We start from the raw sequence: 22,687 nt of genomic DNA, 5'->3' as shown, positions 1-22,687 counted from the left end.
CTCACAATCGCCCTTTAGTATAAGCGAAACACAAGGAGTTTATCACTTTAAAGATTAATAATAGTGAATAAGATAGCGGAAATAGACATAAATCGTTGCGACGATTAACGAAAACAGGACAACAGGGATCCCCACTTTCATAAACCCGAGAAATGATATCGGTTTACCTGTCTGCTGAGACATACCGGCAACGATGACATTCGCAGAGGCTCCAATCAATGTTGCATTACCTCCGAGACACGACCCTAATGCTAGTGACCACCATAGTGGGTTTAAATTATTTACACCGAATTCCTGAAACTCTTTAATAACTGGAATCATCGCTGCGACAAATGGAATATTGTCAACAAAGCCTGACAAGATACCCGATCCCCACAGAATTAATAAAGCGGTTTTGGGGAGATCACCCTTAGTATAAAAGATCACTTGCTTGGCGATTTCATCGATGATTCCTATCTCCGTCAAGCCCCCGACAAGCATGAACAAACCGATAAAGAAAAATAGTGTAATCCAGTCAATATGGCGAAAGACACTGTCAAATGAAACATCATGATAAGTTACTAATAAAAGGAGCAAAGCTCCTGCCATGGCAACAGTTGTCATATCAATATTAATAACAGGGTGCATCATAAACCCGGCAATCGTCATCATTAAAATGGCTAATGATTTGAATAAGACAGAATTAATAATGAGGTAATCTCCAGCATGTATGGCCATTAATTGCCGCCTATGCATGTCGCTAACTTGTAGCTGGTTGCGATAAATGATAATGACCGCCGTTAATACTGAAGCGAAAATCACACAAACAATGGGTGCCAAATGGTACAGAAAATCATTGAATGATAAATGGCTGACGGCCTGCCCAATCATAATATTGGGAGGATCGCCAATGAGAGTCGCCGTGCCCCCAATATTGGCAAAGAGAATCGATACAATTAAAAACGGAATCGCAGGTAGCTTTAGAATATCGGTCAATTTTACAACAATGGGAACAAATAAAAGCACCGTTGTCACATTATCCAAAAAAGCTGATCCTATCGCCGTTAAGGTTGAGCTGATAACAAGCAGTAGAATCGGCCCGCCATGAACATATTGAGCCAGTTTAATCGCGATGTATTCAAACACACCCGTTTGACTTGTTATAGAAACGATAATCATCATTGAAAATAACAGTGAGATGGTATGCCAATCAATATACGTTTCAAACAGATCACTGACATCTACAATTCGCATAATAACCATTAACACACCACCGGAACAGGCCACAAGTGCCCGGTTGAGCTTTTCCGTTATGATAAAGAGATAACATACAATAAAAATGCTGCAAGTGATAATCACATCCAACCGGTACATCCCCCTATTTCTATGGTTTCTACATCTTATGAACAAGCCTATAAAAACATGTTGTTACTTCTAAAATGGTCAAGCCTGAATATGTATTTAATAAACATGACTATGGGGGTGTATCGTATGACAAAACGATTATTCACAGCAGCAGGCTACGGCGTTGTGACAAGCTTAATTATTATCCTTGCCATGGCGCTCATCTTATCAAGCCTTTTGAAACTATCGTCATTATCAGAAGCATCCATTGACAAAATTCCACTTATCATTTCACTCGTTGCTTTATTTATCGGCGGCATAACAGCGGGCGTCAAGCTTAAGGAACGAGGTTTGATGATCGGGGCCGTTACCGGGATCCTTTACTCAGTCATCATATCGCTTTATTTGTTCTTAGGTGTGAATATGGGGCTATCACCGGAACAGTACCTACTCTTCGGCGCGAATATCATTGTTACAGCTCTTGGGGGAGTCTTAGGCGTCAATCTTTTTGTCCGCGGCCGAATCAAATAATAAAAAAAGCGTGCCGCTACGGCACGCTTTTTTTATTATTCTTCGGTCGGCTGTTCTGTTGACGTTGCTTTTTCAACAACACTACGAATTGAAGCCCGATCAAATGTTAACTTGGTGTTATGGCTTTTGATTGTGACTTTATCATCCTCAATCACATCAACCACACCATGCAATCCACCAATCGTAACAACATTATCGCCTTTTTGCAGATCCGCTTGCATTTGCTGCGTCTGCTTTTGCCGTTTTTGCTGCGGACGAATTAATAGGAAGTAAAACACCGCTAAAAACAAAATCAATGGTATGATGGTTTGTAACATAATCTATAACCCTCCCTTATGTAATCAATTAAAAGTTTTTAGCATTCGGCCTGTTAAAGCCGTACTGCTCAAAAAAAGTATCTCTAAAATCCTGAAGACGATCCTCGCGAATAGCTTGTCGCACACGCTCCATTAATTTTATCAGAAAATAAAGGTTATGGTAAGTCGTAAGCCTGAATCCAAAAGCTTCATTTGCTTTGACCAAATGTCTGATATAAGCGCGACTATAAGTCCGGCAAACATGACAATCACAATGTTCATCGAGCGGTGAAAAATCACGCGCATATTTGGCATTGCGGACAACAAGCCGACCCGTCGACGTCATACATGTCCCATTTCTAGCAATTCTCGTCGGTAAGACGCAATCAAACATATCAATCCCGCGAATCGCCCCATCAATTAGAGAATCAGGTGAACCGACACCCATAAGATAACGCGGTTTATGAGATGGCAGCAAGGGTGTCGTATACTCTAAGACATGGTTCATCACAGACTTCGGTTCACCGACAGACAGCCCTCCGACAGCATAACCTGGGAAATCTAGTGACGTAATGTCGGCGGCGCTCTGCCGGCGAAGGGCTTCATATTCCCCACCTTGAACAATACCGAATAAAGATTGACGATCCGGATTTTGGTTCGCTCCTAGACACCGTTCCGCCCAACGGCTTGTCCGTTCGACTGATGACTTCATGTAATCATACTCAGCTGGATACGGCGGACATTCATCGAAGGCCATCATAATATCCGAACCAAGTGCGTTTTGAATTTGGACGGACTTTTCCGGTGAAAGGAAGAGCTTGGCACCGTTCAAATGGTTGCGAAAATGAACACCTTCTTCTTTAATTTCCCGCATATCACTTAGACTGAACACCTGGAAACCGCCGGAATCAGTTAAAATACCTTGATCCCAATTCATAAATTGATGCAAGCCACCAGCTTCATCCACAATATCTTCGCCTGGACGTAACCAAAGGTGATACGTATTACTCAAAATAACCCCTGCACCCATAGATTTTAATTCTTCAGGACTCATTGTTTTTACTGTGGCTAAAGTACCGACAGGCATAAACATCGGTGTTTCGAATGTACCATGTGGCGTATGCAGCTTGCCGAGCCGCGCACCGGTTTGTCCATCTTCTTTTATTAATTCATATGTGACTGAGGTTGAAGTCATGACTGGTTTCGATTCCTTTCCGTGATAAACATCGCATCGCCGAAACTGAAAAACCGATAGCGCTCCTGAACCGCTTCCCGGTAAGCACGCATCAAAAAGTCGCGGCCTGTAAAAGCACTAACTAACATAATTAATGTGGATTTCGGCAAGTGAAAATTGGTGATCATTGCATCAATCGCTTGGTACTCATAACCGGGATAGATAAAAATATCCGTCCACCCAGAGGCAGGCTGAAAATTACTGTAATCCCTCTTAATCGTCTCAAGCGTCCGGATCACCGTCGTTCCGACAGCAACAATCCTGCCACCGGCAGACCGTGTTTGCTCAAGAAGCTCAGCTGTTTGCTCCGGCATATCATAGTATTCAGCATGCATTTTATGAGATTCAACCTCATCCACTTTTACAGGGCGGAAAGTGCCCAGACCTACATGCAAAGTGATGTAAGCAATTTGTACACCTTTTGCCTGCAGCCTGTCCAATAACCCTTCTGTAAAATGAAGACCCGCTGTCGGGGCTGCTGCCGAGCCTCTGTGCTTCGCGTATACCGTTTGATAGCGTTCCTGATCTTCCAACTGCCCCTTGATATAAGGTGGCAACGGCATATTTCCCAGTTCATCTAAAATTTCATTAAATATGCCTTGATAACACATTTTAAGTACACGGCGCCCTTCTTCAAGCTCCGTTTCACAAACGGCTTGCAACCGGCCGTCACCAAAAGTGATCACAGTGTCTTCTTTCACCCGTTTAGCTGGTTTTACCAAACATTCCCAGCGATCACTTTCCTTTTGTGTTAATAATAATACTTCAATATTGGCTCCCGTGTCTTTTTTCACCCCAAATAAACGAGCCGGAATCACACGGGTGTCATTTAACACCAGACAGTCGCCAGGATTTAAAAAGTCGGTTATATCATGGAACGTCTTGTGTTCCATTGTTTTTCGATTTGGATCAAGCACCATTAATCGCGACGCTTCACGGTTTTCCAAAGGCGTTTGCGCGATCAAGTCCTCCGGCAATTCAAAATCAAACATCGATATATCCATAAAACAAGGTCCTCTCTCGTTGTCAGCTATTTAAAGCGGCCAATAATGTAGAATAACAGGGACATCACCACACTGATAACAATACATGTGATGATAGGAAAATAGAACGTTGTATGACCTTTACGAATCACAATATCGCCTGGCAGCTTACCAATAAGCTGCCACACCAGTCCAAGTAAAAATAACATACTCCCCATGATCATCAGCCATTTTCCCATATTAGGCATCGGGTTTAGGAACCTCCAAGTGCTGGTACGCTTTATTGGTTACCATTCTTCCCCGTGGCGTCCGTTGTAAAAACCCAATTTGCATTAAATAAGGTTCATAGACATCCTCGATTGTGTGACGCTCCTCACCAATCGCCGCCGCAATCGTATCCAATCCAACAGGTCCGCCTTGAAAATGGTCAATAATGCCCCGGAGAAGTTGATGATCTACACCATCCAGCCCCCAGTCATCCACTTGCAAACGTGTCAGACTTTCCTTTGTGATCGCATGGTCAATCTCACCATTGTTACTGACCTGAGCAAAATCACGCACCCGTCTTAATAAACGATTCGCAATTCTAGGAGTTCCGCGTGAACGTCTAGCAATTTCTTCAGAGGCTACGTCTTCAATAGCAGCTTCTAATACGCCGGCTGTCCGGTTAACAATCACGGCCAATTCATCATGCGTATAATAGTTTAGACGACTAACAACGCCGAATCGGTCACGTAACGGCGGTGATAAATATCCTGCTCTTGTTGTCGCGCCCACGAGTGTGAAGGGTGGAAGATCTAAACGTACCGAATGTGACGTTTCCCCTTTCCCGACAACAATATCAAGGCAAAAGTCTTCCATCGCCGGGTATAATACTTCTTCGACATTCCGATTCAGTCGGTGAATCTCATCGATGAATAGAACATCCCCGGGCTCCAAGGCCGTTAACACAGCCGCCAGATCACCCGGCCGTTCAATCGCAGGTCCTGATGTTGTCCGCAGGTTAACATTGAGCTCATTCGCAATAATCATCGATAAAGTTGTTTTACCTAAACCAGGAGGGCCATATAAAAGAACGTGATCCAATGGTTCCTGCCGCTGTTTGGCCGCTTCAATAAACACTTTCAAATTATCTTTGACTTGTTCCTGCCCGATGTAATCTTCTAACGTTTGAGGTCTGACATTGGTTTCGTCCACGACTTCTTCAGGAACCGCTTCACCGGAAAGCATACGATCTTCCATGAGGCTAACACCTCCTAGTCTTTGAGCATAAGTCTGAGGGCCTCTTTAATATAGCCTTCAGCATCTAAATCTTTCGTTTCTAATTGAGGACGAACCTTACCTATTTCCCGTTCGGAATAGCCTAAGGCTTCTAACGCTGCAGCAGCTTCTGTCAATGCGCTATTGACCATTGGGCTTGATCCTTGGATAGACACTGTGCTTGCTTCATCTTCAGACAATAAATCATACGTTTCCACAAATTTCCCTTTAAGGTCTAAAATCATTTGTCGTGCTGTCTTTTTGCCAATGCCCGGGAATTTCGTCAACAATTTTTCGTTTTCATTTTCAATCGCCCGAACCACTTCAGCTGGTTGTCCCGTAGCAAGAATGGCTAATGCTCCCTTAGGTCCGATGCCTGACACACCCAATAAATGAATGAATAATGACCGTTCATCTCTGGTTTGGAATCCATAAAGGCCAATAAAATCCTCGCGGACGTGTTGGTAGGTATACACCTTTATAGCTTCAGCATGCTGCCTAAAAGCAAACGGATTTGGACAATGAACTTGAAAACCGATGCCATCATGATCAACAACAATGTATTCGCGTGTAACATCACTAATGGTTCCTATTATATAATCATACACTGATAGACTCACCCAATTATGTATAAATGCTAGCTAATATCATAACATATGTTCGTTTGATTTGTAATCTAATATGAATAATAACGTGACTTTAGGCAGTAAAAAAAAGGAGCCTACAATGTAGGCTCCTTATGATGACTGAGCATATTGCTGAAGTTTTTTTAAGACATGCTTGAAGTCTTGTTTATTTTTGATGCGAATGCCTTCTTTCAATTGTTTCCTCATGTTGACTTGAAGCTCTTTTGTGTCAATTTGATAGAAGGTTTGAATAATCGTTTGATCATCCGGATTCCCTTTATACAAAGTTAGCGTCTCGTTATCACTCAAACCCAAGATCCCGACTGCTTTTGACACCGGGGATAAGTCATCCACCTTTTTTTTGAAATAGACGTTTCCTTTGCGTTGGTCAACCAACTGCCAATCCGAGTACGTCGTCCAAAGATCCTCCATAGACATTACTTTTTTCTTGACTGTATTTTGAATCTGAACGCCGTCGATGAAGGTTTTCTTTAAATGAAGATTAACAATCAAGGGTCCAGATTTTGAACCGGCATGGGACGTTTGACCGTGGGCATACACGGGTAACGATAGGCTGATGGTTAGTAAAACCGACACACAAATTGAGGATATGAGCCGGAACAAATCGATCACCTCTTATCACAAGATTATTGTTCCACAACTATTATTAACGGCGTAAGAGGTTAATATTCCGTCACGTATTATTCTTCTGTATTATGGAAATATCTTAGATGAAATAGCCCTGAATGAAGTCATTCTTTCCCATGTCATTTAAAGTTTTCATCAAACCAATTCAATATTTCTGTCCGCCAACGATCTTTAGGAATAATTTTAGGGTTAAAACCACCTGTTTCAATTAATTCATACCTATCATCTAATATAACTAACACGAAATTAATGAATGGCGTTTCAATGATATCGAGCTCTGAAGTTGCATCACTAAATAATTGTTTAATTTTTATTTTGTCGAACTCTGGTAATTCCCATTGGTGATACTTTATGTCTTGTTCAACACGGTTACCGTGAATAGCTGCAGTCGTTTGTTCCTTCTCTATTAAAGAATCGTGATTTAACTGTAAATTGATGCTGTACAGTAGTTTAATGACTTCTGCAAAGCCAATAAACATCATACCGCATATAAACCCGGCTCCCCACCACCGTATGGCCAAATAATAATTAAAGGCCTCATATGTTACTTCAATACGGCCGAAAACAATACCAATAAACAAACCGGCGATCATTTCAATGATACCGCTGATAAATAATACTGAAGCAACTTTATTGTCAATTTCCATCTAAACCCTCCTAACAAGTTCGTAAGAGGGGGATCCGTCAAGCCTGTTAGTCTTCTGCATTATGGTAGATATCTTGGACGTCATCATTGTCTTCCAGTGTTTCAATGAGTTTATTCAACTTGTCGCGATCGGCATCTGACAATGAGGTCGTCGTCTGCGGAATTTGCGTAACTTCAGCATCCGACAGCTCATACCCTTGTTCTGTTAATGTATCACGGACGCCCTTGAAGTTTTCCGGCTCGGTTGTCACTTCATAGTAGCCATCCTCAGTTTCCATTTCTTCAGCGCCAGCTTCAATGGCATCGAGCATGAGCGTGTCCTCATCCGTTTCTTTGCTCTGTTCAATGACAATCACACCTTTTCGATCAAACATAAACGCCACACAACCATCTTCGCCCAAATTGCCGCCATGTTTGGAGAAGGCGTGACGAATGTCAGAAGCGGAGCGATTCTTATTATCCGTTAATACTTCAACCATGATCGCGACACCACTAGGGCCGTACCCTTCATAAGTGATTTGTTCGTAGGTGACACCATCCAAATCACCCGTTCCTTTTTTAATGGCGCGATTAATATTGTCATTGGGCATGTTATTTGCCCTTGCTTTATCGACCGCGGTCCGCAAAGCAGCATTGGTTTCCAAATCACCGCCGCCTTCTTTGGCGGCCACGAAAATGTCTTTAGATAATTTCATAAAAATTTTCCCGCGCTTGGCATCCTGAGCGTTTTTTCTATGTTGGATATTTTTCCATTTTGAATGTCCTGCCATTGATTTCTCGACTCCTTTTAAAGAAAGCTCATCATGCCTATTATAATACATTTAACGCTTTTTTCCGAGGGGTAACTACTATTTATCGCAATTTGTCAATATCCATTTGCAACTTTCGAACCGGATTCTTATAATTAAATGTGTCATAACTTTTTGATTAGGGAGAGTTGCATGTGGACATTAATATGAACCGTGACTATGTTGTAGATATAACAAAAAAGTTGCTGATGACACCAAGTCCTAGCGGATTTTGTCAAGAAGTTTTGGATCACGTCATCCATGAAGCAGATTCATTGGGTTATCAATGGGAATCAACGCCGAAAGGCAATCTTATCGTTTCGGTACCTGGAAAACAATCCGATGTTCTCGGTCTCAGTGGTCATGTAGATACGCTAGGGGCTATGGTTCGTTCGATCACATCTGATGGGACATTGAAATTGACCTCTGTCGGCGGGTTTATGATGCACGCTATTGAAGGTGAGTATTGCCAAATACATACACGTGACAGCCGCACATACACAGGTACAATTTTAACGAACCAGCCATCTATTCATGTCTATAAAGGAGCTAAGAGCCAGGATCGTGATGAAAAAGCTATGGAAGTACGAATTGATGAAAAAGTGTCGAGTCAAGAGGATGTCAAAGCTCTAGGTATCAATGTCGGCGATTATATTTCTTTCGATGCAAGAACCCAAGTCGTGCCGAGCGGTTTTATTAAATCACGGCATCTTGATGATAAAGCAAGTGTTGGTGTCTTGCTTGGCTTGTTAAAATGGCTGAGCGATAATAGCATCACGCCTGAAAAAACGCTAAAAATCATCATTACTACTTATGAAGAAGTCGGTCATGGGGCTGCCTATATTCCTGAAGATATTCGTGAATTAATAGCGGTTGATATGGGGGCAATGGGTGATGACTTGTCTTGTACGGAATATGATGTTTCGATTTGTGCCAAAGACTCATCAGGCCCGTATGATTATGAAATGACGACCCAACTCATCAATATTGCCAAAAACCAAAATTTAAATCACGCTGTTGACATTTATCCTTTTTATGGTTCAGACGGATCAGCCGCACTTAAAGGCGGCAACAATATCCGTTGCGCACTTGTTGGACCCGGTGTTCACGCTTCCCACAGCATGGAACGCACTCATATTGACGCCTTGGACAATACCTTTCAACTTTTGGCTCATTACATCACACAATAACATGAACAAGGATGTCTCAAAGGTATTAATTAATACCTTTGAGACACTTCTTTTATCTGTGATTCACATCGATATTGTTTCTTATTTCTTACTTCAAATTATGCTCCTTACACTTTCACTTTCGTTCCCCTTTTTTGATAAAAGAAAGGTGCCTAACTACGATTTTTTGTACCGTAACTTAAGTATTAAAGCTACTGCTTCGAGACAGCAGCCGCTTCCACACCTGATAAAGCTTGTGTTAGATCTTGAATTAAATCATCGTGATCTTCTAGTCCAACAGAAAGACGCAATAATCCGTCCGTAATGCCTCGTTTCTCCCTTTCGACAGCTGGCATGGAGGCGTGCGACATTTTAGCCGGATAAGACAAAATGGATTCAACGGCACCGAGACTTACTGAGAACACCGGAATTTGCATGTGTTCTGTCAATTGGCGAACGGCCGCTTCATCGTGCAAACTAAAAGAAAGTACAGCACCAGTATCATTAGCTTGACTTAAATGTAAATCGCGGCCTGGATCTGACGCGAGTCCAGGATAGTAGACATTGTCGACACTGGGGTGTTCTTCTAGAAAAGCAGCGATGGTTTTAGCGGATGCTGTTGACTGGTTCATACGCACCTGCAGGGTTTTTAATCCGCGCAAAACAAGCCACGCATCTTGCACGCCGAGAATGGCTCCAAATGAATTCTGTAAAAAAGCAATCTGGTCACCGAGATGCTGATCTTTAACAACAGCCAAACCAGCCACAACATCGCTGTGCCCTGCGATAAACTTGGTCGCGCTATGTAAAACAACGTCAGCACCCAATTCAAGTGGACGCTGCACAGCCGGTGTAGCAAAGGTGTTATCAACAAATGTCAAACAACCATGAGACTGCGCTAGTTCTGTCACAGCACGGATATCCGTAATTTTTAATAATGGATTTGAGGGTGTTTCAATATAAATGACTTTTGTATTGCTTTGAATATGACGGGCCACCATTTCTATATCAGTTGTATCCACAAACGTGTGCTCAATACCAAAACGGCCTAGCACCTCGGAGGTCATTCGATATGTGCCGCCATAGACATCTTCTGAAAGCAAGACATGGTCTCCTTGCGAAAGTAACATGAAGGCTGTTGAAATCGCAGCCATGCCTGAAGCAAAGGCGAAACCTTGAACGCCTCCTTCCAAATCAGCAATCGCATCTTCTAAAGCTGCCCTTGTTGGATTGCCTGACCGGCTGTAATCGTACTGGCCAAAATGATCCATATCAAACTGATGGAAGGTCGATGCCGGTTGAATTGGGACACTGACTGCGCCCGTGTTCGGATCGACTTTATGTTGATTATGCAAGAGCTTTGTCTGAAAACAATAAGTTGCTTCACCCACGAGTGATCACCTCTTTCTGTTTTTGCAAGGCCAGATCAAGATCAGCCAGCAAATCATCAATATATTCAACACCGACAGACATACGAAGGAGTCGATTACATACCCCTTGTTCAATACGGATCGCTTCGGGAATATCTGCATGTGTTTGTGTTGCCGGATAAGTAATAAAACTCTCAACACCGCCAAGACTTTCAGCAAATGCGATCACTTGTAACTGCTCGAGAAACGGGGCCACACCATCTTCCGAATGTAAACGAAACGAAAGCATACCACCTTGGCCCGGATAAAGAACGTCTTTAACGGCCGAGTGCTTTTGAAGAAACTGAGCAATCCGTTTCGCATTCGCTTCATGCTGCCTCATTCTCAGCCCTAATGTTTTCATACCGCGCATAAGCAACCAACAATCGAACGGTGATAAGACGGCACCTGCAGCATTCTGATAGCTAGCCAGTTGTTCACCCGTTTCCTCGCTCTTGGTCACAATCAAACCAGCGAGAACGTCGTTATGTCCGCCGAGATACTTAGTTCCACTATGGACAACAACATCCGCTCCTTTGTCAATCGGCTGTTGCAACAGCGGCGTATAAAATGTGTTATCCACGATCAAAAGTAATCCATGCTGGCGCGCGATTTGGGCCACAGCCTCAATATCGGTTTCATGCATCAATGGATTGGTCGGCGTTTCGATAAAAATCGCTTTTGTGCGTTCGCTAATCCTTGATACCGTATCAGTGATATCAAGGAAATGATGGTATTGAAACGACAAACCCCACTTACCAGCAAAATCCTCAAACAATCGATAGGTCCCGCCATACAAATCTTCGGAAACTAACAGCTCATCTCCGGAAGAAAATAAAGACAAAACGGCTTGGATCGCTGCCATTCCTGAGCTGAAAGCTATCCCTCGCCTGCCACCTTCCAATTCAGCAATGGCATCTTCCAAAATAGCGCGAGTCGGATTACCCGTTCGTGTGTAATCATAACCGGTCGATTGGCCGAGACCCTGGTGACGATAGGCTGTAGACAAATAGACGGGTGGGCTGACTGCTCCCGTTATTTCGCTTTGGTTACCAATTTGAGCTAAAATAGTTTCGATGTTCTTCAATGTGTTCATCCCCTTAACCCGTCATTATTTCAGATAAATTAAAAAGCAGGCCTCATCTATTCTAAAGAGAGGTCTGCTTTATCAACATCGACGCATCGATCTTATCTTTCAAAGCATGTGCTTTGCAGGATTTGGCACCTTGTTCACATATATTAGTGTCGAACAGGTTGCCGGGCTTCGCAGGGCCAGTCCCTCAGCCTCTCTTGATAAGTTTTTTAATTGTAAATATTGTTCATCATATTAACACTGTGTATAAGCATTGTCAATGCTTACAATTTTAAAAAATATCATAAAAAAATAAACGAGCAGGGGCAAACCTGCTCGTTTATTTTTTTATTTATTATTATTCTCGAAAGGGCGTTTTGCTGCATTGCCAATATCCTGCATGATACCTCTAATATCTGATTGCACCTCATCCGTATTGCCATTATCGACTTTGTCATAGACATCGCCAATTCGGTTAACGATGCTTTCATCAGAAACGACACGAATATTTTTGTCACGGACAAGACTTTTCGCCGTTGTACGGACTTTTTCTTCTATATCTTGAGTATTGGCATTATCATCGTTTGTATCGATACCGATGACGACCGTATTGCCATTTATCAATGCATGAGCATCGTCAACACCGCTCAAACGGTTAACTTGACTGGCAATCCGACGTGTGGCTTCCGTATCATAGACATATTGATCACCATTGTCATAATTGTTATTCTTATTTTTATTAGGATTGTTCTTATTATTATCCATATCAATGTTCTCGGCATTTTCTGGATCCTGAACATTGGGTTGGTTTGCTAGCGGCCCTCTAGCATCATTATTATTGGCGTTGTTGTTATACCGGACGTCCCTCAACCCATTTTCGTTCATACCCTGATTGTCGTCGTTAGCACCACAGCCGGTAAGCATTCCACTCGCCATTAAAGCGGTAGACAGAGTTAAAAGTGTTTTTTTCAACTCAAAAAACCCCCTTTCATCATTAGCGTGTGAAAAGGGGGGATTCGTTAACCCTGTTACATTAAGGTTCCAATGTTAAAATTTTCGTGGTGGAGACGCAGCCAACTCTCGCTTATGTTTTGAACGATCATGAAGCGAGGTAATAATCGCTTCATCTTCTTCGGGAATGCTTTGCCCTAATATGTAAGCATCAATTTTGTCATAGGTCGTTCCCATTTCATTTTCATCTGTTTGGCCTTCCCAAAGACCGGCACTTGGCTTCTTCTCAATGATTGTATCCGGAACCCCTAAAGCTTTCGCTAATTCACTCACTTCACCTTTTGTATGATGTACAAGCGGTACAAGATCAACACCGCCATCACCATATTTTGTGAAATAACCAGTGTACCATTCGGCAGCGTTATCAGTTCCAACAACAAGATAATTAAATTGGTTAGCAATCGTATATAAGGTGCTCATACGTAACCGCGCACGCAAATTACCGTCTCCGATTTTCCCTTTTTCTTCATCCCAACGCGAACCAAATTGATCCTTAATTTGATTGTATAAAACATTATGGGTTTCAGTTAAATCAACCGTGATTGCATCAATATCAGCGCTGTCAATCACAGTACGGGCATCTTCTTGATCTTGGGGATCACTTTTACAAGGCATGATCACACCGAGTGATTGTTCTGGGAATGCCTTCTTTATCAAGTGAGCAACGACGCTTGAGTCTATCCCGCCGCTGACACCAACTAATGCACCATCAGCATTGGCTTCCCTTACTTTTTCCTGAAGCCAATTCACCAATCCATCAATGGCTTGATCTGTCAAGAAAATTCCTCCTTTTAACTTAAATAACAAATAATCTACATCATAAATAGTTTAGCACATTATCCTCTTTTTAATGAAGCAAGAACATTAAGGGGATCATTTAATGGAGATTAACTTTAAGTGAAGAGGAAAGTTCGACTAATTTAGGCATGAGAAGTATCTCTACAAAAGCGAATCCCTTGATCTCGAAAAAAAAGTGACGATTGAGAAATCGTCACACATCTTCTTCATCGTTACTTGCTTTCGGAAAATTAGGTTGATAAGGATGATTTTCATAATTGGCGTAAGCATCCCAACGGATATTGAGCCCATTTTGATCCATTCCCCAATAACCAGGATCTTGGTAAACCGGCATCATGTGTGGGGATGGTGGTGCACCACAACCACAGTCCTGATAATAAGGATCCATACCATAAGGCATCATTTGTGGATGGTAACCTGGCATTGACTGCTGATAATTCTGATAGTCCGGCATTACCGGTTGTTGATACATCGGCATCGATTGCTGATAATTCTGATAGTTCGGCATTATCGGCTGTTGATATTCCGGCATCGGTTGTTGATAATTCAGATAATCCGGCATTACCGGTTGTTGATATTCTGGCATCGAGTGTTGATAGTTCGGCATCATCTGCTGCTGATACATACTATCATTGAAAAACATCGGTTGTGTTTCAGGTCCAGGCACCTGATAAGGCATGAATTGCTGAGGATTCATCCCCTTTGCCGTTGGTTCCATCCACTGTTGTGACATCGGTGTTTCCGGCATTTGTGGTTGGTTAAATCCTTGCTGCATATGGGGTTGATAGCCATAAGATGAGTCAGAAGCTCCCCATATGGCAGTGCCACCCTGTCCGCCATTAACTGATGTTTCATTAGAGGCAGACGATTTGGGATTAATCATATTTGGATAATAATCACTCTCCAACATAGGGATATCTTGATTTGACATATCCAAATCATATGGATTGATATTCCACTCCTCGTCGCTTAATGGAAAACTTGGCGCCTTAGTCTTCGACGGTTTATGATTATAAGATTGTGTCTTAATTGGGGTTTCTTTAGATGGCTCAGCATCATTGGACCCTTTTGGCTGGATATCCTTACCGCTAAAACCTTGGTTATCGGCTTCATCTAACCATTGATTCAATGATACCTCTTTCATCTCAGGTTTAGCTGCTTGTTGGTTAATCGTGACTTTTTGGTCATTATTACTTTTATTTCCAGGTTGCTTATTTGTCTTAGGAGCCGGTTTTTCCGTTTTTATAGGTTCCTCTGGCATAGGCTTCATATTTTCTTTTTTGCCGGTTTCTTCTTTTTTCGGTTGCTCTTTCTTCGGTTGCTCTTTCTTCGGTTGCTCTTTCTTCGGTTGCTCTTTCTTCGGCTGCTCTTTCTTCGGTTGCTCTTTCTTCGGCTGCTCCTTCTTCGGTTGCTCCTTCTTCGGTTGCTCCTTCTTCGGCTGCTCCTTCTTCGGCTGCTCCTTCTTCGGCTGCTCTTTCTTTGGCTGCTCCTTCTTCGGCTGCTCCTTCTTCGGCTGCTCCTTCTTCGGCTGCTCCTTCTTCGGCTTTTCCTTTTTTACAGCTTTCGAAGTACTTGGAATCTTTAATTTCATCCCAGGTTGAAGATTGTCGGGATTTTTTATCTGCGGATTGGCCTTCTTCACAGTTTCTAAAGCAATACCGTGCTTTTGGGCGATTTCGTACATGGTATCACCTTTTTGTACGACATAAATTTTCAATGTCATCCCTCCTGCACAAATTCATTACATTATATGGCTGACCTAGGCATTTTGCCACTCTTTTTCCGAAACGATTTCATTGAACCGTCCAAATCCGATATAATAGGGTTACCCGATACGGTTCAAATTGGAGAGATGTTGATGACAAAAGACAAAATTTATGGAGAGAAAAGAAGAGCCTTGATTCTGCAGTGGCTTGAAGAAAGTGAAGAACCGCTTACAGGTGGTGACCTATCCGATCGAACGAATGTCAGCCGACAAGTCATTGTTCAAGACATCTCGTTATTAAAGGCTAAAAACCATCCTATTATCGCTACTTCTCAAGGTTATCTTTATATGCCGACTAGAATCGAGCCGACAGCCTCAAGAGTGATCGCCGTCAAACACACACCTGATGAAACAGCCCACGAATTGAACACCATCGTTGATCATGGCGTTACCATTAGAAATGTAGTGGTTGAACATGCGATCTATGGTGAGATTACAGGATCACTCATGTTACAAAGTCGTAAAGACGTCAGCCAATTTCTAAAGAAACTTGCTGAACAGGAAGCCAGCTTACTATCGGACTTGACCGGCGGCGTGCATCTGCATACTCTTGAAGCCTCATCAGAGTCTGTGCTTGACGAAGTAATAGCAGCATTAAAAAAAGAGGGTTATCTACTATAACCCTCCTGAACCAACGACATCCACTTTAATCACCTCAGCCATTTGCCGAAACTGGTCAACAAAATCATCGAATTTACGATTAATTGCATTGGTATCAATAGATAAGGATACATTGGCTTTCCCTTGTAAAGGGATTGTCTGGTGAATCGTTAACACATTACAGCCGGCTTGTGAAACAATATTGAGCAATTTTGTCAGAGTACCCGTCCGGTCTTCCAAAAAGAAAAACAAAGTAACAATATTTTCAGTAACAATTTTATGAAAAGGAAAGATACTGTTTCGGTATTTATAAAAGGCACTGCGGCTTAATCCTACCTTTTCCGCCGCATCCGTGACATTTTCCGCTTGACCGTTTTCCAATAATGTCTTCGCTTCAAGAACCTTGGTCATTGATTCAGATAATACATCTTCTTTAACCAAATAAAATTGTTCTTGTCTTTTCATGGAACCCCCCACTAATGGACAAATTCAAATTCAAAATCAAGAATTCTGACAAGATCACCGTCTTGAATACCGCGCTCTCTTAGGGCGTCATCAACGCCCATTCGTCGCAAACTCCGTGAAAACCGGCCGACAGATTCATCACGGTTAAAGTCCGTCATTTTAAACAAACGCTCAACCCGTGGCCCTGAAACCACATACGTTCCATCATCATCCCGAGTGATCTTAAATGGTTGCTCATCATCTATTGCATACGTATAGGGTTCCTCTGCATGATCGAAATGAAGCGGAAACTCAGGCGTCGTTTGCAACAATTGTGCAACTTCCTGAAGCAGTGGCTCGAGTCCATCCTTTGACAAGGCTGAAATCGGATAAATCGGAATCTCATCCTCTAACTGTTCCTTAAACAATTCAAGGTGATCCTCCGCATCAGGCATGTCCATTTTATTAGCTGCAATGACTTGTGGACGTTCAGTCAACCGGTATTCATATTGTCTTAACTCATCATTAATTTTTTGAAAGTCTTCAAAGGGATCCCTGCCTTCCATCCCGGACATATCAATGACATGAATTAAAACCCGTGTACGTTCGATATGACGGAGAAATTGGTCCCCTAAGCCTGCACCTTCATGCGCACCTTCAATCAGCCCCGGCAAATCAGCAACGACGAAACTTTCACCATCGCCACTAGCAACAACGCCTAAATTAGGATTGATCGTCGTAAAATGATAAGCCGCAACTTTTGGTTTGGCAGCCGATACTACAGATAACAGCGTTGACTTACCGACACTTGGAAAACCAATCAAACCGACATCAGCTAAAAGTTTCAGCTCAATCCGAATGTTCCGTTCATCACCTGGTTCACCATTTTCTGCATGATGCGGCGCTGGATTTGATGCCGTTGCAAATCGGGTATTACCGCGGCCGCCACGCCCGCCTCTAGCAATGATTGCCTCATCCCCGTGTTCAGTTAAGTCAGCGATCACATCCCCTGTCTCCTGACTGGTCACAACCGTACCCGGCGGAACATCAACAATCAGATTTTTAGCATTTTTTCCGTGCTGGTTTTTGGGTCCACCGCCCTCACCTTTGGGTGCTTTAAAATGTTTTTTATAACGAAAATCCATCAGCGTTCGCAAACCCTCATCTACTTTAAAAATAACATGCCCGCCGAAACCTCCATCACCACCAGCTGGGCCTCCATTGGGTTCATATTTTTCTCTACGAAACGCTACCATTCCGTTACCACCATCACCGGCTTTTATATACACGTCAACATGGTCGACAAACATCAGCTTAACCTCCGTTCAATTCTTTAATGTCCAAACGTATCGTAGCAACCGCTTCATAAGGAGTGACTTCATTTTGAACTAATGTCATATAAGGCTTCATGGTTAGATCACGAATAGCTGTATGTAATTGCTGCTCACAATTAATTGATCCGCTGTAATCAAATGTGATCTGTATCTCATCATCAGAAAGGTTCATCATGACACGCACATGATTCTGAATCATCGATCCTGCATATTCATCAAACAGACCGGTAATATCAGCGGCTAATTGAACCAGAACTTGATCCATTGATGCAAGCGTCTGCTGCTCACCTGTTACCTCGAAGTCAAGATGATACGAATGAGGATACCAATTAAATGTTAAAAAAAAGGATGCGAAATCCGGTGCGTTCAATTGGGATATTTTTGCTTCGTTTTGGGCCGTAACAATGATATCCTCTATGACAGTTTCGGCCTGTTCTATTCGATTAAGCGCTAAATGGGCTTTTATGAGTTGAAGCTGATTTAGCCAATCGTGTCTTGCTCCGCTTAGGACACGAACCAGCTCTTCATTTTCCATGTGCAAAACCCCTAAATATATTGTCTACAAATACCGTTTGATTATATCATGCCTGTCCGCTGTTATAATGTCAAAATATCATGAGTCTCCATTGCAAAAAAACAACTGTAGCTTTTGTATTATATATGTAATAAAAGACTGTTTTACTTTGCCTGCCCTCTACAATCAACGAAGTGCAAAAAACAACAATAAACTTTAACATAGCCAATAAAAAAACCAGCCAAACGGCTGGTTTTTAATTTACGCTTCTTGTGCAACTGGATAAACACTGACTCGTTTGCGGTCGCGACCAACACGTTCATAACGAACGACGCCATCTGACTTAGCAAACAATGTATCATCGCCGCCGCGGCCAACGTTTTTACCTGGATATATTTTAGTACCCCGTTGACGGAAAAGGATAGAACCGCCGGTTACAACCTGTCCATCAGCGCGCTTGGCACCCAGACGTTTGGAAATAGAGTCACGACCGTTTTTGGTACTACTGACCCCTTTTTTCGCAGAAAAGAATTGAATGTCCAACTTAAGCATGAGCTGCACCTCCTTAGTCATTTAATTGTATAAATTCCGAGTAGGAGTTTTCAATCGTTCGCAAGGAAACGAGCATACCTTCCAGCAGCAATTGCACGGATTGTTCCTGTTCATGGGATAACCCATCTGGAACATCAATTCGCATATAGCCACCATCTTGGGCTTGATTAACGACCAAGGTTACATCACATAGCGCCTCGACCGCATTAACAGCACCAAAGGAAACGGAAGATACACCAGCACATACCAAATCAAATCCATGGGGACCTGAACCGGCATGGCCTTCAATCACCACCGTTTGCAGGTATTCTCTATTACGAGCAACAGTTACATCAATCATTATAGTAACCTAACTAGGCATTGATCTTATCAATGGTTACTTTAGTGAACGGCTGTCTATGCCCCTGCTTACGGCGATAATTTTTACGACGTTTCATTTTAAAGACAACGATCTTATCACCTTTGCCATGTTCAGCGACTTTTGCTGTCACATTAGCTCCGTCAACGTGAGGGTTACCTACCTTCACATTGTCGCCACCGACGAACAAAACTTTATCAAAAGTCACCGTTTCGCCGGGTTCAACGTCTAGTTTTTCAACGGAAACCGCTTGGCCCTCTTCAACCTTAAGCTGTTTACCGCCTGTTTCAATAATAGCGTACATATGCGCACCTCCTCTGATATCTCAGACTCGCCAAAAATAGGCAGCCGTTAGAAACGACTTTAACAACCTATCATGAGCGGTTGGAGCCGGTGCCCCAACATAAAATAACGCATTGATTTTACCATGCTGGGCTTGTGCGTGTCAATTATTGTTCAGAACTTCCCTGTTGCTTCACCCAATCCTTTAACCGGAAACCAGCTGATTGACGAGTTATTTCAATCAACCCTGTTTGCGTATATCCATGAACTTTTGTCCTTACTGGATCAGTTTGGGCCCATTGCTTAATCTGGTCAAGAACGCGCATCCGATGCCTTGCAGAGTTCATTTTCAAGGCATCAATTAAAATAATCCCTTGAAGTTGCCTCAATTTCATCTGTCGCATGATGACCGGAATGGCCGCCTCGTTGACAGCATAGGCAGCTTCAATTTTATTTTCAGATGTCTTAAAGCGGCCCATGTTAATATCAATCGCTGTTAGGGCTTCCGTCTCATGAATATGAATTGTCATACCATTCTTATCCCTTATCACCGGCTGGATCGCTTGACGCATCGTTTCTCGGCACACCTTTTGGACGTTTTCCGGGAGTGGTCTCTGATAATTGAACCTCGGAGGCTCACAATCCGCTGCAGCAAACATATCCCTGAGGTCCATCAATACAGATTGATCATTGCTAATGACCATATCAATGTCTTCAGTGACACACCGATTGAACAAACGAGACACCGTCATCGGCCATCCCGATTGTAACAACCGCGGCTCGCCCGTGTTCCGACCAATATGATCTTTCAGTTGGCGCCAGTGCTCTTTTAATCGCTGCCATTCAGCTTTAAGCGTGTCACTATTGGTATAGCCGGACGCTGACCGCAAAATAAAACCTTCATTCGCTTCGGTTACCGACTTCATGACCTTTTTCAAGTGTTGGCCTTGTTTGTAGGACAATTGTCGAGAGGCGGTGCCATAACCAGCTTTTGGCATATAAATGATATAGCCACCGGCGAACTGCAGATTTTGAGTCAAAACAGGACGCTTGCCGTCTCTGCCCATTTTATTAACTTGAACAATCACTCGATTCCCCGGAGATAGAGATTGTCCTTTAGTCGTTGCGTTTCCTTGTTCACTTATGGGAAGAACACCCTTCTCACCATTCCCAATATTCACGAAAACACTATCCATTCCTTTTGCCGTATGTTCAACATATCCTAAATAGATGTTGCCGGCTAAAACCTTACCCACTGGCCAAAGATGAAGATCCATCATACGGTCATCCATCAACAAATAATGTTTATACAAATAAGGTTGTTCATCAATAACAAGTTCCATAAAATCTCCCAGCCTGTTCCAGGTTTATTAAGACAGCAATTCTTGAATCGTACATTGCGGATGCCTGCGGAAGTAAGCCTCTAACACCAGCACGTCATCTAGTGATTGCTGGGAACGGGGATCAGCAATCATAACTGAATGCCGTACTCCACGGTAAAAGCCTTCACACACTTGATGCATCGTTGCCTCAGGTTTAACTTTAATTCGCTTTACTTTCGATGTCTGCTGTTGGCCTGATTCCCACCGATCTAATAAAAATCTCATAAACACGTAGTTCATTTGCCGCCATTCTTTTAGAATAACAAATCCAATAAAAGTCATAATGAGCATAAAATTTAAAGTAAACATGTGAAAAGTATACATTATTATCATGAGTATCGCCATTAACACCAGCGAAGCCATCATCGTTCTCCGGTAGGCTACTTTAAATGGCCATAGTTTGGAAAAAATGATATGTAAAACTTTACCACCATCCAAAGGCCAAACGGGAATTAAATTAAATAATAGGATCATGACGTTTTTTTCCATGAACATTATATGGTTGGCCTCATTCCAAAAATTGGTCATAACTAATATCCAAGATAAGAGGGGCAGCCACAGATGCTGAAAGGGACCTGCCAATGTAACGATCAATTCTTCTTTCAATGTCTTATTTCCAAATTCCTCTACTTTAGCAACACCACCAAATGGGAGTAGCACAATTTCTGTCACCCGCCATTTAAAAAACAAAGCAGCCGCGGCATGTCCGAGTTCATGGACTAATACAATAAAAAAAACGGTCACAACTTCCCAAAAGTGACCGGTCATGATACCTGCGCCGAGTATAAACCAAAACACGGGATGAATCCGAACGCTTTTGTACCATTTTTTAATCAAAAGAAATCACCTGTATGGGATCGACAAAATGATCACCATTTTTTAAAGCAAAGTAGAACGTCCCTCTCTCCTGATCCTGATCTTTTTTTACCGAACCAATTTTTTGGCCTTGTTGAACAAATTCATAAGGTTTAACCTTAACACCATCCATTTTGCCATACCATGATTCAGCATTATTATGCTGAATGATGACGGTTTTACCAATGCCCTCTTTATTTTCAATTGAAATAACCGTACCACTTTTAACAGCTGTAACAGCTGACCCTGGCTTGGTAGCCATTAAAATACCGTTAGTTTGAGTTGAGAACGACTCTGACACCTGACCGCTCACCGGCACAGCATAATCAGCTTCCTGTTTCTTGGCTCCTTGACCCGTTGTTTTTTTAGCCTGATCTTGATCCGTTAAACTGGGAAAAAAAGCGACGGGCGAGGAACCAAAGGTGTCCTCATACCATGATGAGAGTTTGGTAAAATTAACATCTCGGTTTAACGTTTGCTGAACCACATGTTTTGTTTGATCAAACGTTGCCCCCTGCTGTTTATCTATAATCGCCACAACAAGAATTAAGACGATCGCAATCATGCATTTAATGATAAATGATTGTGTGCGAAATAATGGATGGACACTATTAAGGTCATGATCAGGTCTTTGCGAGGAGGTCCCATGAGATTTTATCGTCTCTGATTGACGACCCGAAAACGATTTTATTCCTTTCTTTCGTGCAGCATGGCGCTGTCTGATGTCATCAATTTTGCTCACAATATCCATCCCCTCACATAACTTACTTTTGTACAAACCTATGCCGGGAACGGACAAGTTATGCT

27 protein-coding genes, 1 riboswitch and 1 other annotated feature are annotated in these 22,687 nt (G+C 42.5%); of the genes, 3 read left to right on the top strand and 24 right to left on the bottom strand.

Translation table 11 applies throughout. The features are described 5' to 3' along the window. Positions 1 to 54 precede the first annotated feature (54 nt). On the bottom strand, positions 55 to 1,353 hold the full coding sequence (locus B9Y89_RS10825; protein ID WP_441351475.1) for an ArsB/NhaD family transporter: 1,299 nt from the start codon (positions 1,351 to 1,353) through the stop codon (positions 55 to 57). Positions 1,354 to 1,470: 117 nt separating this feature from the next. Here B9Y89_RS10825 and B9Y89_RS10820 point away from each other — a divergent pair, with 117 nt between their 5' ends. After that, complete coding sequence (locus tag B9Y89_RS10820) at positions 1,471 to 1,854, top strand: TIGR04086 family membrane protein (protein WP_176222192.1); 384 nt, start codon at positions 1,471 to 1,473, stop codon at positions 1,852 to 1,854. Positions 1,855 to 1,889: 35 nt separating this feature from the next. Here the strand turns inward: B9Y89_RS10820 and yajC are convergent, their stop codons facing one another. The 9 genes from yajC to B9Y89_RS10775 form a co-directional block, all read right to left on the bottom strand. Further along, positions 1,890 to 2,171, bottom strand: a complete 282-nt coding sequence (yajC, locus tag B9Y89_RS10815) for a preprotein translocase subunit YajC (protein WP_085523248.1) — start codon at positions 2,169 to 2,171, stop codon at positions 1,890 to 1,892. A gap of 28 nt (positions 2,172 to 2,199) precedes the next feature. Beyond that, positions 2,200 to 3,345: a tRNA guanosine(34) transglycosylase Tgt gene (gene tgt, locus B9Y89_RS10810; protein WP_085523247.1), complete on the bottom strand. Its 1,146-nt coding sequence runs from the start codon at positions 3,343 to 3,345 to the stop codon at positions 2,200 to 2,202. Further along, positions 3,342 to 4,388, bottom strand: coding sequence for a tRNA preQ1(34) S-adenosylmethionine ribosyltransferase-isomerase QueA (gene queA, locus B9Y89_RS10805; protein ID WP_085523246.1), 1,047 nt, complete (start codon positions 4,386 to 4,388; stop codon positions 3,342 to 3,344). The genes tgt and queA overlap by 4 nt, the downstream gene beginning before the upstream one ends. Before the next feature lie 26 nt (positions 4,389 to 4,414). Next, positions 4,415 to 4,615: a DUF2905 domain-containing protein gene (locus B9Y89_RS10800; RefSeq protein WP_176222191.1), complete on the bottom strand. Its 201-nt coding sequence runs from the start codon at positions 4,613 to 4,615 to the stop codon at positions 4,415 to 4,417. Then, entirely contained in the window at positions 4,608 to 5,609 is a 1,002-nt protein-coding gene (ruvB, locus tag B9Y89_RS10795) for a Holliday junction branch migration DNA helicase RuvB (RefSeq protein WP_085523245.1), read from the bottom strand. The genes B9Y89_RS10800 and ruvB overlap by 8 nt, the downstream gene beginning before the upstream one ends. 14 nt (positions 5,610 to 5,623) lie before the next feature. Continuing rightward, positions 5,624 to 6,235 carry a Holliday junction branch migration protein RuvA gene (gene ruvA / locus B9Y89_RS10790; RefSeq protein WP_085523244.1) on the bottom strand — a complete coding sequence of 204 codons (612 nt, stop codon included), beginning with the start codon at positions 6,233 to 6,235 and terminating at the stop codon, positions 5,624 to 5,626. A 129-nt stretch (positions 6,236 to 6,364) separates the two neighbouring features. After that, the gene (locus tag B9Y89_RS10785) at positions 6,365 to 6,877 is read right to left on the bottom strand and encodes a BofC C-terminal domain-containing protein (protein WP_176222190.1); all 513 of its coding nucleotides are present in this window, start codon (positions 6,875 to 6,877) and stop codon (positions 6,365 to 6,367) included. Positions 6,878 to 7,020: 143 nt separating this feature from the next. Further along, entirely contained in the window at positions 7,021 to 7,548 is a 528-nt protein-coding gene (locus B9Y89_RS10780; protein ID WP_085523242.1) for a hypothetical protein, read from the bottom strand. A 46-nt stretch (positions 7,549 to 7,594) separates the two neighbouring features. Beyond that, positions 7,595 to 8,317: a YebC/PmpR family DNA-binding transcriptional regulator gene (locus B9Y89_RS10775; RefSeq protein ID WP_085523241.1), complete on the bottom strand. Its 723-nt coding sequence runs from the start codon at positions 8,315 to 8,317 to the stop codon at positions 7,595 to 7,597. 173 nt (positions 8,318 to 8,490) lie between these two features. Here B9Y89_RS10775 and B9Y89_RS10770 point away from each other — a divergent pair, with 173 nt between their 5' ends. Further along, on the top strand, positions 8,491 to 9,525 hold the full coding sequence (locus tag B9Y89_RS10770) for a M42 family metallopeptidase (protein WP_139822788.1): 1,035 nt from the start codon (positions 8,491 to 8,493) through the stop codon (positions 9,523 to 9,525). Between the two features lie 191 nt (positions 9,526 to 9,716). Here B9Y89_RS10770 and metC read toward each other — a convergent pair whose 3' ends face one another. From metC to B9Y89_RS10745, 5 genes are all read right to left on the bottom strand, one after another. After that, positions 9,717 to 10,895 (bottom strand): cystathionine beta-lyase, encoded by a 1,179-nt coding sequence (metC, locus tag B9Y89_RS10765; protein WP_085523240.1) that lies wholly within the window; start codon positions 10,893 to 10,895, stop codon positions 9,717 to 9,719. After that, a complete protein-coding gene (locus B9Y89_RS10760; RefSeq protein WP_085523239.1) occupies positions 10,888 to 12,000 on the bottom strand; it encodes a methionine biosynthesis PLP-dependent protein in 1,113 nt (370 codons plus the stop codon). Before B9Y89_RS10760 ends, metC begins: the two co-directional genes overlap by 8 nt. Before the next feature lie 98 nt (positions 12,001 to 12,098). Further along, positions 12,099 to 12,213: riboswitch (SAM riboswitch) on the bottom strand. Positions 12,214 to 12,333: 120 nt separating this feature from the next. Further along, positions 12,334 to 12,957 carry a YhcN/YlaJ family sporulation lipoprotein gene (locus B9Y89_RS10755; protein WP_085523238.1) on the bottom strand — a complete coding sequence of 208 codons (624 nt, stop codon included), beginning with the start codon at positions 12,955 to 12,957 and terminating at the stop codon, positions 12,334 to 12,336. 75 nt (positions 12,958 to 13,032) lie between these two features. Next, positions 13,033 to 13,773: an NAD(+) synthase gene (gene nadE / locus B9Y89_RS10750; protein ID WP_085523237.1), complete on the bottom strand. Its 741-nt coding sequence runs from the start codon at positions 13,771 to 13,773 to the stop codon at positions 13,033 to 13,035. Positions 13,774 to 13,987: 214 nt separating this feature from the next. Then, positions 13,988 to 15,511, bottom strand: coding sequence for a LysM peptidoglycan-binding domain-containing protein (locus B9Y89_RS10745; RefSeq protein ID WP_176222189.1), 1,524 nt, complete (start codon positions 15,509 to 15,511; stop codon positions 13,988 to 13,990). Between the two features lie 138 nt (positions 15,512 to 15,649). On the opposite strand from B9Y89_RS10745, the gene B9Y89_RS10740 reads away from it, so the two are divergent. Continuing rightward, entirely contained in the window at positions 15,650 to 16,180 is a 531-nt protein-coding gene (locus tag B9Y89_RS10740; protein WP_139822787.1) for a transcription repressor NadR, read from the top strand. Here the strand turns inward: B9Y89_RS10740 and B9Y89_RS10735 are convergent. The 9 genes from B9Y89_RS10735 to B9Y89_RS10695 all read right to left on the bottom strand — a co-directional run bounded on the left by B9Y89_RS10735 (position 16,175) and on the right by B9Y89_RS10695 (position 22,622). Beyond that, on the bottom strand, positions 16,175 to 16,624 hold the full coding sequence (locus B9Y89_RS10735) for an ACT domain-containing protein (protein ID WP_085523234.1): 450 nt from the start codon (positions 16,622 to 16,624) through the stop codon (positions 16,175 to 16,177). The genes B9Y89_RS10740 and B9Y89_RS10735 overlap by 6 nt on opposite strands. 11 nt (positions 16,625 to 16,635) lie before the next feature. Next, on the bottom strand, positions 16,636 to 17,913 hold the full coding sequence (gene obgE / locus B9Y89_RS10730) for a GTPase ObgE (RefSeq protein ID WP_085523233.1): 1,278 nt from the start codon (positions 17,911 to 17,913) through the stop codon (positions 16,636 to 16,638). Between the two features lie 4 nt (positions 17,914 to 17,917). Beyond that, positions 17,918 to 18,472, bottom strand: coding sequence for a Spo0B C-terminal domain-containing protein (locus tag B9Y89_RS10725; RefSeq protein ID WP_085523232.1), 555 nt, complete (start codon positions 18,470 to 18,472; stop codon positions 17,918 to 17,920). A 240-nt stretch (positions 18,473 to 18,712) separates the two neighbouring features. Beyond that, positions 18,713 to 19,003, bottom strand: a complete 291-nt coding sequence (gene rpmA, locus B9Y89_RS10720; RefSeq protein ID WP_085523231.1) for a 50S ribosomal protein L27 — start codon at positions 19,001 to 19,003, stop codon at positions 18,713 to 18,715. Between the two features lie 13 nt (positions 19,004 to 19,016). Beyond that, positions 19,017 to 19,343, bottom strand: a complete 327-nt coding sequence (locus B9Y89_RS10715) for a ribosomal-processing cysteine protease Prp (protein ID WP_085523230.1) — start codon at positions 19,341 to 19,343, stop codon at positions 19,017 to 19,019. 13 nt (positions 19,344 to 19,356) lie between these two features. Continuing rightward, a complete protein-coding gene (rplU, locus tag B9Y89_RS10710) occupies positions 19,357 to 19,665 on the bottom strand; it encodes a 50S ribosomal protein L21 (RefSeq protein ID WP_085523229.1) in 309 nt (102 codons plus the stop codon). 13 nt (positions 19,666 to 19,678) lie between these two features. After that, positions 19,679 to 19,757 (bottom strand) — a sequence feature (ribosomal protein L21 leader region). Positions 19,758 to 19,810: 53 nt separating this feature from the next. Then, on the bottom strand, positions 19,811 to 20,986 hold the full coding sequence (locus B9Y89_RS10705; protein ID WP_085523228.1) for a ribonuclease E/G: 1,176 nt from the start codon (positions 20,984 to 20,986) through the stop codon (positions 19,811 to 19,813). 27 nt (positions 20,987 to 21,013) lie between these two features. Then, complete coding sequence (locus B9Y89_RS10700; protein ID WP_085523227.1) at positions 21,014 to 21,862, bottom strand: M50 family metallopeptidase; 849 nt, start codon at positions 21,860 to 21,862, stop codon at positions 21,014 to 21,016. Continuing rightward, positions 21,855 to 22,622 carry a M23 family metallopeptidase gene (locus B9Y89_RS10695; RefSeq protein ID WP_176222188.1) on the bottom strand — a complete coding sequence of 256 codons (768 nt, stop codon included), beginning with the start codon at positions 22,620 to 22,622 and terminating at the stop codon, positions 21,855 to 21,857. The genes B9Y89_RS10700 and B9Y89_RS10695 overlap by 8 nt, the downstream gene beginning before the upstream one ends. Positions 22,623 to 22,687 lie beyond the last annotated feature (65 nt).

The sequence above is a fragment of the Tuberibacillus sp. Marseille-P3662 genome (genome assembly GCF_900178005.1).
Classification (GTDB): Bacteria; Bacillota; Bacilli; order Bacillales; family Sporolactobacillaceae; genus Marseille-P3662.
This window is presented reverse-complemented; position numbering and strand designations above follow the sequence as displayed.